Raw genomic sequence first — 12,970 nt, forward strand, 5'->3', positions numbered from 1 at the left:
AGCGGTCGATCAGGCTTCCTTGATATGTCGCGCGGCAGCCATTTTGATTCAGATCAAAACCCTCGCAGCATCCCTTGGCGCGGCGCATAACCAGTCGCTCCCCCCTACCCTTGCAGCTCCGCCCTCATCCGCTCCAGCGCCTCCGCCAGCGCTGCGTGGCTGCAGGCATAAGAGAGCCGTATGAAGTGTTCGCCGCGGGCAAGGTCGAAGTCGACGCCGGGGGTGATCGCCACGTGGCAGCGGGCAAGCAGCCGGCGGGAGAGAATCGAGGCGCTCGTCTCGTCGTCCGGCAGGCCGGCATAGGCGTAAAAGGCGCCGTCGATCGGCGCGATGTCGCGGAAGCCGAGGTCAGGCAGCGCCTGCATCAAGAGATCGCGATTGCGGATATAGCCCGCGCGCACCGCATCAAGCTCATCGCTTGCCTCGAACACTGCCTCAGCCGCGACTTGCGAAAGTTCCGGCGCCGAAATGTAGAGGCTCTGGGCGATCCGCTCGGTGACCCGCACCATGTCGGTCGGCAGCACCATCCAGCCGATCCGCCAGCCGGTCATGCAATAGTATTTCGAGAAGGAATTGACGATGACGGGCCGGTCGGAAAAGGCGAGCGCCGTTGCGTCGCCGCCGGAATAAGCGAGCCGGTGATAGATCTCATCGGAGATGAAGCGGATGTGATGCGCGTCGGCAAATTCAATCAGCCGCTTCAGCTCGGCGGGCGGCGTCACCGTGCCGGTGGGATTGGCGGGGCTCGCCACCAGAACGCCGTCGATCGGCCGCTCGCGATGCGCCGCTTCCAGATGATCGGCGGTCAAGAGGTAATTCGTGTCGGCGCTCACGGGAATTTCGACCGGCTCCAGCCCCAGCACCCGCAAGACATTGCGATAGGCGGGATAGCCGGGGGACGCCAGCGCGATCCGCGCGCCGGGATCGAAGGCGGCGAGGAAGGCGAGGTTGAAGCCGCCCGACGAACCCGTTGTGATCAGGATGCGGCTCGGATCGACAGCCACGCCATAAGCCTCGGCGTAATGGCGGGCGATCCGCTCGCGTAGGCTCGGCAGGCCCGGCGCGTCGGTATAGGCGATGCGCCCGCGCTGGAGATGCGCATTCGCCGCCGCGATCGCGGCCGCCGGCGTCGGCGCGTCGGGCTGACCGACGGCAAGCGAGATGACCGGCGCCCCGCGCGCCTTCAAGGTATTTGCCTCGGCCAAAACCTCCATGGCGCGAAACGGGAGGACATCGGAACGCTGCGAGGCGAGATTAACGGTCATGGTGGCTTTCATGGCGGTTGAGGTCGGAATCATTGGATTGTGTCATCCGACGCACGGGCGGCGCACACAATCGGTCGCGCTGACGAAAGAGTGATGGCATGCGCTTGAACCGCGACGCCGTTCCGGTTCACTAGCGGATCAGCGCAAAGGACGGAACATGCGATCTTTTCTCGTTTCCGCGACCAAACGACTGACCGGTCTCGCCATGGCAGGCTGTGTCGCCCTGACCAGCGCCCTGCCCGCATCGCCGGCTCTCGCCGACGCGCGCGACAAGCGCAGCCTGCCGGTGGTCCGCGATGCCGAGATCGAAACGCTGGTCAGCGGCTACGCCCGTCCCTTGCTGAAAGCGGCCGGTCTGTCGCAGCGTGGCATCCAGACCGTGCTGATCAATTCACCCGACTTTAACGCCTTCGTTCTCGGTCGGCGGATCTTCGTCAACACCGGCGCGATCACCGCGACCGAGACGCCGAACGAGTTGATCGGCATCCTGGCCCATGAAATCGGCCATCTGGCCGGCGGCCATCAGGATCGTCTCAGCCAGAAGCTCGACGACGCCAAAGTCCTGACGCTGGTCACAGCGCTGCTTGGCGTCGGTGTCGCCGCAACGGGCGCCGCGACCGGCGCCAAGGGCCTTCCCGGCGTCGGTGTCGGCATCGCCTCGGCCGGCGGCAGTGCCGTGCAGCGCTCGCTGCTGAGCTATATGCGCGGCGAGGAGACCGTCGCCGATCGCGCGGCGATCACCTATCTGTCGCGGACCGGGCAGTCGGGCCGCGGTCTTGTCGAGACGTTGCGCATTCTTCAGCGGCAGAGCGCGTATTCGGGCGTTAACGGGCGCTCCTATCTTTCCTCGCATCCAGCTCCCATGGACCGGATAGCCTCCATCGAGGACGCCGCGCGGCGCAGCACGCCCTATGATCGCGACGATCCGCCCGCCCTCGTCGAGCGCCACAATCTCGCCCGGGCGAAGATCGCCGCCTATACCGATGGCATGGACGCCGTGCGGCGGATGTTTGCCAAGGCGCCGGGCAGCCTGCCGGCGCTCTACGGCGATGCCATTGCCACCTTCCTCGACGGCTCGGTCAACAGCGGCCTGCAAAAGATGGACCGTCTGGTCGCGGCCCGGCCGAAGAATCCCTGGTTCCATGAAATGCGCGGCGAAATGCTGCTCGAACTCGGCCGCGGCCGGGAAGCGGCGAGCGCGTTTCGCACCGCCGTGCACCTCGATCGCTCGAACTCCGCGCTTCTGCGCGCCGAGGTCGGCCAGGCACTGATCGTCGGCGGCAATCCGGCCGATCTGAAACCGGCAGTGCAGATGCTTCAGGCGAGCCTGCAGCGCGATCCCTTGAATGCCGAAGGCTACCGCTATCTCGCCATGGCCTATGGCCGGCTCGGCGATATCGGCCGGGCAGAACTCGCCACCGCCGAAAGCCGCTGGACCGCCGGGTCGTTCACCGAGGCGAAGGTGTTCGCCGCCCGCGCCCAGCAACGTTTGCAGCCCGGTTCACCGCCTTGGCGCCGGGCTCAGGATATCTTGACCACGAAGACCCGTTGAGCCGGCATTGCGGCCTCGACAACGACAGAAACGTCCGCCATGCCGTTCGGCACGCTCAAGCTGTTACGGCGGCACGATGACACAAGGAACTGACCGCATGGACCTCAAACGATCGATCGCCGCCGGCCTCGCCGCCCTTTTGACTGCCAGCGTCGCGATTGCCCCGGCGCTCGCGGCGCCAAAATTCGATGCCGGCCAGAAGACGGAAATCGAATCGATTGTCCGGAACTATCTGATCACCCATCCGGAGGTCTTGGTCGAGGCGATCAACGCGCTCGAAGCCAAAAGGAACGCCGAGGCCGATGCGTCGCAGAAACAGGCGATCGCCGACAATGCCAAGGCGATCTTCTCGACGCCGCAAGGCACCGTTCTCGGCAATCCAAAGGGCGACGTCACCGTGGTCGAGTTCTTCGACTATAATTGCGGCTATTGCCGCCACGCCATGTCGGACATGGAAACGCTTCTGAAGACCGATCCGAAGATCCGCTTCGTGCTGAAGGAGATCCCGGTGCTTGGGCCGCAATCGGTCGAGGCCTCACGCGTCAGCCTCGCCTTCCGCAAGCTGAGGCCTGAGCTTTATGCCGAATTTCATCGCAAACTTCTCGGCTCACGCGGCGTTGCCGATGAAAAGCGGGCGATCGCCGTTGCCGCCGAACTCGGTGTCTCGGCCGATGCGTTGAAGCCGGTGATGGCGTCGCCGGAGATCGCCAAGGATATCGCCGGAGACAACGAAGTCGCGGCCGCGCTCGGGGTCAGCGGCACGCCGAGTTATGTCATCGCCGGCAAGGTGCTTGTCGGCGCCGTCGGACTCGACAATCTCGAGGCGGCGATAAAGAACGTCAGAACTTGCGGCAGCGCGTCGTGCTGAAAAAGCACGACGAAAAACCCCTTCAATAGCGTTTTATGGCTAGGCGATCGTGTCAATGCGCCCTATAGGCCATTGCGAATGCCGGCGTTCGGGATGCCGCAGCCCGGCCAAAACGCTTTAGATCTTCGATGCCATTTGCTGCCGAAACATCTGTCGCATTCTGTCCTGGCGCCGCCGGGCCGTTGCCATGCCGTTTTGCGCAGACCGCTCGGCGCGAGATCGGCCGGCGTTGTGAAGGGTCTGCAAACGTTATCAGCACGACCGAACGACGCCATAACGTCGCGGCGGGGCGGACGCCCGATCAGCGGGCGCAACGAATTTCAACTCAAAGACCGAATCGGCTCAAGGAAGACAATGGCCAAGGATGACATGACGGTCGACCCGCGTTTCGTGCGTGAAATCGCGGCGATCCTGAAGGACACCGACCTGACCGAGATCGAAATCGAGAACGGCTCGATGAAGGTGCGTGTCAGCCGCGAGCGTGAACAGCCGCCGCAGCCCGCGCCGGTCGCCTATTATCAGCCGCACGCCTTCGAAGCCGCTCCGCAACCGGCAGCCGCTCCGGCGCCCGCTCCGGCCGGATCGGCCCCGGTGGCAAGCGGCCCGGAAAAGGGCTCGGTGCCCTCGCCGATGGTTGGCACTGTCTACCTTTCGCCGGCGCCTGGTGCCAAAGCCTTCATCGAGGTCGGCCAAAGCGTGAAGGAAGGCGAGACGCTGCTGATCATCGAGGCGATGAAGACGATGAATCAGATCCCTGCCCCGCGCGCCGGCACGATCACCAAGATCCTCGTCGAGAATGCCCAACCGGTCGAGTACGGCGAAGCCCTCGTCGTCATCGCGTAAAGGGGGCGCATGATGGTCAAGAAGGTCCTCATCGCCAATCGCGGTGAAATCGCTTTGCGGGTGCTGCGCGCCTGCAAGGAACTCGGTATCGCGACCGTTGCGGTGCATTCCACCGCCGACAACGCCGCCATGCATGTGCGGCTTGCCGATGAGAGCGTCTGCATCGGGCCGCCGCCGTCCCGCGACAGCTATCTGAACATTCCTTCGATTCTCGCCGCCTGCGAGATCTCCGGCGCCGACGCGGTGCATCCAGGCTACGGCTTTTTGTCCGAGAACGCCCGTTTCGCCGAGATCCTCGACGCTCACGAGATTACATTTATCGGCCCGACCGCCGAGCACATCCGCCTGATGGGCGACAAGATCGAGGCGAAGCGGACCGCTCAGCGTCTCGGAATCCCGGTCGTGCCGGGCTCGGCAGGCGCGGTCACCGATGACGCCGAGGCTCTCGCGGTTGCCGACGACATCGGCTTTCCGGTGCTGGTCAAGGCGTCGGCTGGCGGTGGCGGCCGTGGCATGAAGGTTGCCAAGACCCGCGACGATCTCTCGCTTGCGCTGCAGACGGCCCGCCAGGAAGCCGGCGCCGCCTTCGGCGACGATGCGGTCTATATCGAGAAATATCTCGAAAAGCCCCGCCATATCGAGGTGCAGGTGTTCGGCGACGGCGCCGGCAATGCCATTCATCTCGGCGAGCGCGACTGTTCGCTGCAGCGGCGCCACCAGAAGGTCTGGGAAGAGGCCAACTCGCCGGCGCTGACGCCCGAGCAACGCGCCAAGATCGGTGACGTCTGCGCCAACGCGATGGCGCAGATGCGCTATCGCGGCGCGGGCACCATCGAGTTCCTCTATGAGAATGGCGAGTTCTACTTCATCGAAATGAACACCCGTCTGCAGGTGGAACATCCGGTAACGGAAGCGATCACCGGTCTCGATCTCGTCCACGAGCAGATCCGTGTGGCGAGCGCCGAAGGCCTGTCGGTGACGCAGGACCAGGTCAAATTCACCGGTCACGCCATCGAGTGCCGGATCAACGCCGAGGACGCACGCACCTTCGCGCCGTCGCCGGGCAAGATCAGCTATTATCACGCCCCTGGCGGTCTCGGTGTGCGTGTCGATTCCGGCGTCTATCAGGGCTATTCGATTCCGCCCTTCTACGACAGCCTGATCGGCAAGCTGATCGTCCATGGCCGTGACCGCGTCGACTGTATGCGCCGGCTGCGACGGGCGCTCGATGAGATCGTCGTCGACGGCGTCAAGACGACCCTGCCGCTGTTTCGCGATCTGGTCGACAATCCTGACATCGCCGCAGGTGCGTACGATATCCACTGGCTGGAAAAATATCTCGCGGCCAGCGCCACGAGCTAAGAAAACGCGCGCCCTGTCGCCCAGAGACGAACGCGCTCTTCGGGGCGACGGGGTTTGCAATTGTCTCAGAGCTCGAGGCTCGGCGGTACTTCGCCATCGACGTTTGAGCGGTTCGATTGCACCCCGTAAAATCCATTCCGGCGGTTTTTCGCAAGATTTGCGCAACGACGGCGCTATGATCATCGCGTCTTTATTGCCGAAAAGCTGAGGCCCCCATGGCGAGACGCGGCGGACAAAAGCTCACTGTCACGCCGGAGCTTTTGTTGAAAGCCTATGCTTCGGGCATCTTTCCGATGGCTGAAGCCGTCGACGATCCGCAAATTTTCTGGGTCGATCCGACCGATCGCGGGGTTCTCCCACTCGACGGCTTTCACCTGCCACGCAGCCTGAAGAAGGTGATCCGCAGGGATCGCTTCACAATCCGGGTCGACACCGCCTTTGCCGCTGTCGTCGACGGCTGCGCGGAAGCCGCTCCCGGCCGCGAGAACACCTGGATCAACGGACAGATCCGCGACCTCTATATCGCCCTGCACCGTGAGGGGTTCGCCCATTCGGTGGAGGCCTATGACAGCGAGCGGCTGGTGGGCGGTCTTTACGGCGTCGCGATCAATGGCGCGTTTTTCGGCGAGAGCATGTTTTCCCGCCAGACGGACGCGTCGAAAGTCGCCCTTGCCTTTCTGTGCGAGCGCCTTATCCGCGGCGGCTATACGCTGCTCGACACACAATTCATCACCGACCATCTCGCGCGCTTCGGCGCGATCGAAATCGAGCGGAAGACCTATCACGTCCTGTTGCAGGAGGCGCTGGCGGTTGCGGCGACCTTCTATCCGGCCGGGGCCGGAACGTCCGACTCGGTCTTGCAGCTCTTCAGCCAGACGTCATAGACTGGGTGCTCGACGGCGTTGAGACCGGGCGAATCGGCAAACATCCAGCCGGAAAAGATCCGTTGGATCTTGCGGTTGAGGGTGATCTCATCGATCTGCACAAAGGCGTCGGTCTTTTCCGCTTCGCCCTCGGCGCTGGTCAAGCACACCCGCGGCGTCACCCGCAGCGCCCCGAACTGCACCGTTTCGTCGATATAGACGTCGAAGCTCGTGATGCGCCCGGTGATCTTGTCGAGGCCGGAAAAGACCGCCACCGGATTCTTGATACGCTTGACGGGCGTTGCGAATTTCGCGTCCGTATCGCCGCCGATGTCGCCATCCTGCGCATGCACAACGGGCGCGTACGCACCAAGGGCGACCGCCAGAGCGGCTGTGAAAAGCAGGCGGGATGTCATCCTGACGCCGATCGGATCAGGGCGTCCAGGCGTCGTATTCGCCGGTGACGCGGGGGCGCTCGGCATCCGGCCGCAGCAGCGAGCCCGTCGGGCGATACGCCTTGGCGGTGCCCGTCAGATTCGGCTGGAACGACTTTTGCCACGCGCGCGGGGTGTAATTTTCTTCGCTTGGCGGCGTATCGACGCGATGATGCATCCAGCCGTGCCAGCCGGTTGGGATCGCCGTCGCCTCGACCGGGCCGTTGAAGGTCATCCAGCGGCGCGACCCATCGGCGTTCGTATAGTAGACGTTGCCGAACTCGTCCTCACCCACCTTCTTGCCGAAGCGCCAGGTGTAGAACCGCGTGCCGATCGTCTGACCGTGCCACCAGGTGAAAATCTGAAGAAGCAGTTCCTTCATGGGAATTCCGATCCATGCAAAGTCTGCGCCGTTATGCGTCCCGCAAACTCAAATGTCCACCCGCAAAGCCGGCCTTTCCGCCGTCTGTCAAGACGGGTATCAGGCCGCCAAGTCAATCGGGCTCGTGTAGCGACGCATTCTGACCGGTCCGTCCGCGGCCTTCCCCCGCCGACTCGCGCCGATCGACCCAGTGGACCATCACCAGAAGCAGGCCGAGGGCGATCATGGTCGCGGCAAGCCCTGCCAGGAACATCCCGGACGTGCTGTCGACCTCAAGCAGGATCAGCTTTCGCACGACGGCCAGCACCCCGATCACCACCACCGTCTTGACCTGCGCCAGCCGATGGTCGCCGATCGCCATCTGATGGATCGAATGGGCAAGCTCCAGCGCGATCACCACCGCCAGCACCCGGTCGAACAGCACCTGAAACGAATTGTATTCGAGTGGATGGCCGAGATCGGCGAGCGCCAGCCCGGTGGCGCGCAAAAAGCTCCAGAGTGCCAGCAGCACGACGCCGACCATGCCGACCAGAAGAAGGTTGGCGATCACCCGCTCAAAGCGGAAATAGAGTTTGACGAGATGCATGGCAGCGCTCTGGTTTGAGCGAGTCAGGCTTCGATGACCTGCCCGCCCCACCAAAAACTGGCCGGATTCATCTCATCGTCCACCTTGCGCTGCACAAATGGCCCGCACAACCTTTCATTCAGCGACAGGAGTGCATTCAAGGGCATTTGATTGCCTCGCAATGTTTGAAAACCAGCCGGCACGGATCGGATTTCCCGGGCGCGCGCCCACCTCGTGGATTGAATTTGACATTTGCATCCCAGTTGGGGTCGTCCGTTGAATCCAATGTCAAATCCGAAAAAATTCAGGAGAATCATAACCTTGGCTCGTGGTCATTGCGATTCCGACATGTGCTGAGCGGTCTCCGCAACACGGAACCAAATGTCGAAATCGGACCCCTAGCCGCCCAGTGGGCGCTCATAGACCGCTGCCGGCATCCCGCTCCCGGGCCCGCAATCGGCGGTTTCCGCAACCTTCACGAAGCCCTTTGCCTGGTAAAAGGCGATGGCCTTGGCATTGGCCGCCTCGACTTCGAGGCGCAGCCGTGTGGCATCGGGAAAGGCGTCAAGGATCTCCTCGAGCAGCGCCGTGCCGATCCCCTGCCCCTGACAATTCGGATGGACATAGAGCTGGTGGAGCAGCACCAACTTCTTTTCCCGGTCGGACGATGCGGCGAAGGCCATCCCGCCAAGGCGGCTTCCATCATCGGCGACGATGAATTCAGACTCTGGCCGCGTCAGGCGCGTTTGAAGCGCCGGGACCGAATGCCAGGACGCGGTGATCTCGGCGACCTTCTGCGGGCCGTAGATCCCGTCATAGGTGTCGTGCCAGGCCGCGCAGAGCAGCGCGCTGATCGCGTTCAGATCCCGCTTGCCGGCGCTGCGAACGAAAAACCTCATTCGATGCCGAGCTTTGCCTTGACCAGCGCGTTCACCGCCTGGGGATTGGCCTTACCACCGGTCGCCTTCATCACTTGGCCGACGAACCAGCCGGCAAGACTCGGCTTGGCCTTGGCCTGCTCGACCTTGTCGGGATTGGCGGCGATCACCTCGTCGACTGCCTTTTCGATGGCGCCGGTATCGGTGACCTGCTTCATCCCGCGCGCTTCGACGAGCTGCTTCGGATCGCCACCTTCGGTCCAGACGATCTCGAACAGATCCTTGGCGATCTTGCCGGAGATCGTGCCCTCGCGGATGAGGTCGAGAATCGCGCCGAGCTGCTCGGCCGAGACCGGCGTGTCCTCGATGCCTTTGCCGGACTTGTTCAACGCGCCGAGAAGATCGTTGATCACCCAGTTGGCCGCCTGCTTGGCGTCGCGGCCCGCCGCGACCCGTTCGAAGAAGTCGGCGATCGCCTTTTCCGAGACGAGGATCGAGGCGTCATAGGCCGACAGGCCCGCATCACGGATCAGCCGCGCCCTCTTGTCGTCCGGAAGCTCGGGCAGATCGGCGAGCAGCGCGTCGATATAGGCCTGGTCGAATTCCAGCGGCAAAAGATCGGGATCGGGGAAATAGCGATAGTCGTGGGCGTCTTCCTTGGTGCGCATCGCCCGCGTTTCGCCCTTGGCCGGATCAAACAGCCGCGTCTCCTGATCGATGACGCCGCCGTCCTCGATGATCGCGATCTGCCGCCGCGCCTCCGATTCGATCGCCTGGCCGACAAAGCGGATCGAGTTGACGTTCTTGATTTCGCAGCGGGTGCCGAAGGCGCCGCCCGGACGGCGCACCGAGACATTGACGTCGGCCCGCATCGAGCCTTCGTCCATATTGCCGTCGCAGGTGCCGAGATAGCGCAGGATGGTGCGCAGCTTGGTCAGATATGCCTTGGCCTCGTCGGCCGAGCGCATATCGGGTTTGGAGACGATCTCCATCAGCGCGACGCCCGACCGGTTGAGGTCGACGAACGACATGGTCGGATGCTGGTCGTGCATCGACTTGCCGGCGTCCTGCTCGAGATGCAGCCGCTCGACGCCGACCTCGATTTCGGCAAATTCTCCCTGCTTGTCGGGCCCGACGGAGACAATCACCGTGCCCTCGCCGACGATCGGATCCTTGTATTGGGAGATCTGATAGCCCTGCGGCAGATCCGGATAGAAATAGTTCTTGCGGTCGAAGACCGAGCGCTGGTTGATCTGCGCCTTGAGGCCGAGGCCGGTGCGGATCGCCTGGCGCACGCATTCCTCGTTGATCACCGGCAGCATGCCGGGCATTGCCGCGTCGACCAGGCTGACATGGGAGTTCGGCTCGGCGCCGAAACCGGTGGAAGCGCCGGAAAACAGCTTCGCCTCGGAATTCACCTGGGCGTGTACCTCCATGCCGATGACGATCTCCCAATCGCCGGTGGCGCCGGAAATGAAGGTCTTCGGATCGGGGGTGCGGGTGTCGACGATGGTCATGGTCTTCGTCCGGAAGCTGCAAGTGGTCTCTCAACCTGTCGCTAAAACAAAGGGAGAGACGGTTCAAGCCGCCGATCATCTCAGCCGTTCACCCATCGGCAGCTGAGGTTGGGCCGACGTCCCCTGCATTCACGCGACGCTCTCATAGGAAATACTGCCGCTGTCGATCAGGCCCTTCAGCGTCGTCAGCGCCGCGGCGAGCGTTTCGCGGTCGCGGACCACCGACAGACCGATCCGCACGCAATGGCGCTGGCGCTCGCCTCGCACCGGTCGGTATTCGTCCTCGCCGTGGATGCGGATATTGTGGTTGCGCGCCGCAAGCAGGAAGGCCGGTGACGTCCAGGGCGCCGGCAATTGCACCCAGCGGAACGGCATGGCCGCCGCGACATCCGTGGTCGGCGCAGCAACGATGCGATTGAACAACATGCCGCGCGCCGCGATCTCGGCGACCACGCGGCGCTTCACCGTCTCGGCCGCGCCGCTCAAGACGAGCCGGGCCGCCGCCTCCATGTTAAGAAACGGCCGACCGCCGCTCAGCATATTGTGCGCCACAGTGGTGCGGATCGCCTGGCCGCGCGGGCAGACCACCCATCCGGCCCGTAAGCCGGCCGCCACGGTCTTCGACAGACCTTCGAGAAAGAACGTGCGCTCCGGCGCCAGCGCCGCGATCGGCGGGATGGCGTCCGGCATCAGCCGGCCATAAACATTGTCTTCAATAATCGTGAGATTGTGTCGCCGAGCGACAGATACAATCTCCTCGCGCCGCTTGAGCGACATGCGGGCTGCGGTCGGGTTGTTCGCCGCCGGCGTCAGGAAGATCGCCCGCGGATGCTGACGCGCGGCGCAGCGGTCGAGATCATCGGGCAGCATGCCCTCTTCGTCCATCGCCACCGCCAAGGGCAAGCGACCGATTGTCGTTGCCCCGCGCGCCACGGTCGAATAGCACAGCTCCTCGAAGGCGATCCGATCGCCTGGATGGGTGGTCACGGTGACCACCGCCTGGATCGCGGCGTCGACGCCGAGGGTCGGCACGACATTCGCCGGATCCGGCCGCCAGCCGCCAGTCTCAAGCCACGCCGTCCCCGCCTCCAGCCAAGTCTGCGGCACTTCGCGGACATAATCAATGATCTGACGGGGACAATCGCGGATGACCTCGGCGATGGTCCGCGCGATCTCCTCGGCCTGATCGACATCCGGCGAGGCCGTCGAATCGAGCGCGATGACCGGCTCGACGGGCGCAGCGGTGCCGAGCCCGCGCGCCAACGGAAAGTCGCCTCCCATCACCGGCGTCGACGCCGAAGCCGTTTCGATGGCCCGAACATAGGTGCCGCGGCCGACTTCGCCGGTGGTGAGCCCCCGCTCGCGGGCGATCTGATAGGCCCGGCCGATGGTGCCGACGGTAACCTTGAGATCGAAGGCGATGTCGCGTTGCGGCGGGAGCTTGTCGCCAGGTTTCAACAGGCCATCGACGATCGCCCGCTCGATGGCATTGGCCAGCCGCAGATAGAACGGCATGGCGGCATCATCGGAGATCTCGAACGCGATTGTCACCCATACACCTCTCTTTGTCACCCTGCTACTTTTGCGATTGTAGCACAATCTTCTTCCGCTACAACAACATCACATTAAAGAGGGGAACAAAGAGGAAATTGATACCATGACAATGCATCACCCCAGACTCTCGCCAATCGAGGATCGGCCGCCCGCCCGCTTCGTGCGTCTGCGCAACCGCCCGGCGGCCTTGCCGGGGCCGACGACGCTGCTTCGGACGATCGGTGCAGCCATGGTCGCCACGTCGCAGGCATTTTCGGGCCGCCGCAAGATGCGGCGCGACCTTCTCGACTTGTCCGACGATCGACTGCGCGACATCGGCATCACCCGCGACGAAGCCTTGCGCGCCGCCGAGCGGATCGCCTGGCGCAGCGACTGGACGTGAGCGCAGAGCGGCGTGAGGCAGCACCCGGGCGACAAGTCGGGGTCGTCTCGAGTGATCGCCGCCGCCGGGGATTTGGTCAACCCGGACAGCCCGCCGGCGGAAACAAAATAGGGGCGCAAATTTTCCCTTTGCGCCCCTATCGGTTTGCCCGCACATCGGCCGCTACAGTATCGGACCGAAAAGCCGAATCGATTTTCGGTCCGCACGATGCGTCAATTCAGAAAATGAGAGCGTCCTGTCTGCGTCCGATCAGACGCAAGGCGCTCTATGCTGAGAGCCTGAGTTCCGCGACGATGGCGTCCCGCTCGTCGTCGAGATCGCTCGTCGCGACCCGCCGCCCGGCCCGCCGATACCAGTAAGCGGCATTGCCGAGATCGCCCTCGACTCGGTGGAGATGGGCATGGATCCAGGCGGCATCAGCCGAAGGATCGTCCTGGACGATCGCATGGGCCCCGTTCCAATCGCCGGCCGTCAACCGTTCGACGGCCTCCGCCAGCCCCGCCAT

General features: G+C 63.7%; 15 protein-coding genes. 6 read left to right on the plus strand and 9 right to left on the minus strand.

Going from position 1 to position 12,970, the window contains the following annotated elements; all coding sequences use genetic code 11:
• Window positions 1-104: 104 nt before the first annotated feature.
• On the minus strand, window positions 105-1,265 hold the full coding sequence (locus tag J1C48_RS14180) for a pyridoxal phosphate-dependent aminotransferase (RefSeq protein ID WP_207258642.1): 1,161 nt from the start codon (window positions 1,263-1,265) through the stop codon (window positions 105-107).
• A gap of 157 nt (window positions 1,266-1,422) precedes the next feature.
• On the opposite strand from J1C48_RS14180, the gene J1C48_RS14185 reads away from it, so the two are divergent.
• From J1C48_RS14185 to aat, 5 genes are all read left to right on the plus strand, one after another.
• A complete protein-coding gene (locus J1C48_RS14185) occupies window positions 1,423-2,817 on the plus strand; it encodes a M48 family metalloprotease (RefSeq protein WP_231081802.1) in 1,395 nt (464 codons plus the stop codon).
• A gap of 97 nt (window positions 2,818-2,914) precedes the next feature.
• Window positions 2,915-3,685, plus strand: a complete 771-nt coding sequence (locus J1C48_RS14190) for a DsbA family protein (protein WP_231081803.1) — start codon at window positions 2,915-2,917, stop codon at window positions 3,683-3,685.
• A 354-nt stretch (window positions 3,686-4,039) separates the two neighbouring features.
• Window positions 4,040-4,528 carry an acetyl-CoA carboxylase biotin carboxyl carrier protein gene (accB, locus tag J1C48_RS14195; protein ID WP_207258645.1) on the plus strand — a complete coding sequence of 163 codons (489 nt, stop codon included), beginning with the start codon at window positions 4,040-4,042 and terminating at the stop codon, window positions 4,526-4,528.
• A gap of 12 nt (window positions 4,529-4,540) precedes the next feature.
• Window positions 4,541-5,890: an acetyl-CoA carboxylase biotin carboxylase subunit gene (accC, locus tag J1C48_RS14200; RefSeq protein ID WP_207258763.1), complete on the plus strand. Its 1,350-nt coding sequence runs from the start codon at window positions 4,541-4,543 to the stop codon at window positions 5,888-5,890.
• Between the two features lie 215 nt (window positions 5,891-6,105).
• Entirely contained in the window at window positions 6,106-6,774 is a 669-nt protein-coding gene (gene aat, locus J1C48_RS14205) for a leucyl/phenylalanyl-tRNA--protein transferase (RefSeq protein WP_207258647.1), read from the plus strand.
• Here aat and J1C48_RS14210 read toward each other — a convergent pair.
• From J1C48_RS14210 to J1C48_RS14240, 7 genes are all read right to left on the minus strand, one after another.
• Entirely contained in the window at window positions 6,714-7,169 is a 456-nt protein-coding gene (locus tag J1C48_RS14210) for a DUF2155 domain-containing protein (RefSeq protein WP_207258649.1), read from the minus strand. The two genes, aat and J1C48_RS14210, sit on opposite strands and share 61 nt — an antisense overlap.
• A 16-nt stretch (window positions 7,170-7,185) precedes the next feature.
• Window positions 7,186-7,569, minus strand: a complete 384-nt coding sequence (locus J1C48_RS14215; RefSeq protein ID WP_207258651.1) for an NADH:ubiquinone oxidoreductase subunit NDUFA12 — start codon at window positions 7,567-7,569, stop codon at window positions 7,186-7,188.
• A 112-nt stretch (window positions 7,570-7,681) separates the two neighbouring features.
• Window positions 7,682-8,155, minus strand: a complete 474-nt coding sequence (locus J1C48_RS14220; protein WP_207258653.1) for a phosphate-starvation-inducible PsiE family protein — start codon at window positions 8,153-8,155, stop codon at window positions 7,682-7,684.
• A 23-nt stretch (window positions 8,156-8,178) separates the two neighbouring features.
• The gene (locus J1C48_RS14225) at window positions 8,179-8,451 is read right to left on the minus strand and encodes a hypothetical protein (RefSeq protein ID WP_207258655.1); all 273 of its coding nucleotides are present in this window, start codon (window positions 8,449-8,451) and stop codon (window positions 8,179-8,181) included.
• Window positions 8,452-8,532: 81 nt separating this feature from the next.
• Window positions 8,533-9,033, minus strand: a complete 501-nt coding sequence (locus tag J1C48_RS14230; RefSeq protein WP_207258657.1) for a GNAT family N-acetyltransferase — start codon at window positions 9,031-9,033, stop codon at window positions 8,533-8,535.
• Window positions 9,030-10,529 (minus strand): Asp-tRNA(Asn)/Glu-tRNA(Gln) amidotransferase subunit GatB, encoded by a 1,500-nt coding sequence (gene gatB / locus J1C48_RS14235; RefSeq protein ID WP_207258658.1) that lies wholly within the window; start codon window positions 10,527-10,529, stop codon window positions 9,030-9,032. The genes J1C48_RS14230 and gatB overlap by 4 nt, the downstream gene beginning before the upstream one ends.
• A 129-nt stretch (window positions 10,530-10,658) precedes the next feature.
• Window positions 10,659-12,080: an aminotransferase-like domain-containing protein gene (locus tag J1C48_RS14240; protein ID WP_231081804.1), complete on the minus strand. Its 1,422-nt coding sequence runs from the start codon at window positions 12,078-12,080 to the stop codon at window positions 10,659-10,661.
• A 106-nt stretch (window positions 12,081-12,186) separates the two neighbouring features.
• Here J1C48_RS14240 and J1C48_RS19005 point away from each other — a divergent pair, with 106 nt between their 5' ends.
• Window positions 12,187-12,465: a YjiS-like domain-containing protein gene (locus J1C48_RS19005; protein WP_231081805.1), complete on the plus strand. Its 279-nt coding sequence runs from the start codon at window positions 12,187-12,189 to the stop codon at window positions 12,463-12,465.
• 265 nt (window positions 12,466-12,730) lie between these two features.
• Here the strand turns inward: J1C48_RS19005 and J1C48_RS14250 are convergent, their stop codons facing one another.
• On the minus strand, window positions 12,731-12,970 hold the full coding sequence (locus J1C48_RS14250; RefSeq protein ID WP_231081806.1) for a hypothetical protein: 240 nt from the start codon (window positions 12,968-12,970) through the stop codon (window positions 12,731-12,733).

Origin of the sequence: Jiella flava (genome assembly GCF_017349315.1) — a bacterium.
In the GTDB taxonomy this organism is placed as follows: Bacteria; Pseudomonadota; Alphaproteobacteria; order Rhizobiales; family Rhizobiaceae; genus Jiella; species Jiella flava.

Bases quoted from the DNA above. Each gene is read 5' to 3' on its own strand.
- J1C48_RS14180 (WP_207258642.1), bottom strand. From the start codon at position 1,265: ATGACCGTTAATCTCGCCTCGCAGCGTTCCGATGTCCTCCCGTTTCGC.
- J1C48_RS19005 (WP_231081805.1), top strand. From the start codon at position 12,187: ATGACAATGCATCACCCCAGACTCTCGCCAATCGAGGATCGGCCGCCC.
- accC (WP_207258763.1), top strand. From the start codon at position 4,541: ATGGTCAAGAAGGTCCTCATCGCCAATCGCGGTGAAATCGCTTTGCGG.
- aat (WP_207258647.1), top strand. From the start codon at position 6,106: ATGGCGAGACGCGGCGGACAAAAGCTCACTGTCACGCCGGAGCTTTTG.
- J1C48_RS14215 (WP_207258651.1), bottom strand. From the start codon at position 7,569: ATGAAGGAACTGCTTCTTCAGATTTTCACCTGGTGGCACGGTCAGACG.
- J1C48_RS14190 (WP_231081803.1), top strand. From the start codon at position 2,915: ATGGACCTCAAACGATCGATCGCCGCCGGCCTCGCCGCCCTTTTGACT.
- gatB (WP_207258658.1), bottom strand. From the start codon at position 10,529: ATGACCATCGTCGACACCCGCACCCCCGATCCGAAGACCTTCATTTCC.
- J1C48_RS14225 (WP_207258655.1), bottom strand. From the start codon at position 8,451: ATGATTCTCCTGAATTTTTTCGGATTTGACATTGGATTCAACGGACGA.
- J1C48_RS14230 (WP_207258657.1), bottom strand. From the start codon at position 9,033: ATGAGGTTTTTCGTTCGCAGCGCCGGCAAGCGGGATCTGAACGCGATC.
- J1C48_RS14250 (WP_231081806.1), bottom strand. From the start codon at position 12,970: ATGGCGGGGCTGGCGGAGGCCGTCGAACGGTTGACGGCCGGCGATTGG.
- J1C48_RS14185 (WP_231081802.1), top strand. From the start codon at position 1,423: ATGCGATCTTTTCTCGTTTCCGCGACCAAACGACTGACCGGTCTCGCC.
- J1C48_RS14220 (WP_207258653.1), bottom strand. From the start codon at position 8,155: ATGCATCTCGTCAAACTCTATTTCCGCTTTGAGCGGGTGATCGCCAAC.
- J1C48_RS14210 (WP_207258649.1), bottom strand. From the start codon at position 7,169: ATGACATCCCGCCTGCTTTTCACAGCCGCTCTGGCGGTCGCCCTTGGT.
- accB (WP_207258645.1), top strand. From the start codon at position 4,040: ATGGCCAAGGATGACATGACGGTCGACCCGCGTTTCGTGCGTGAAATC.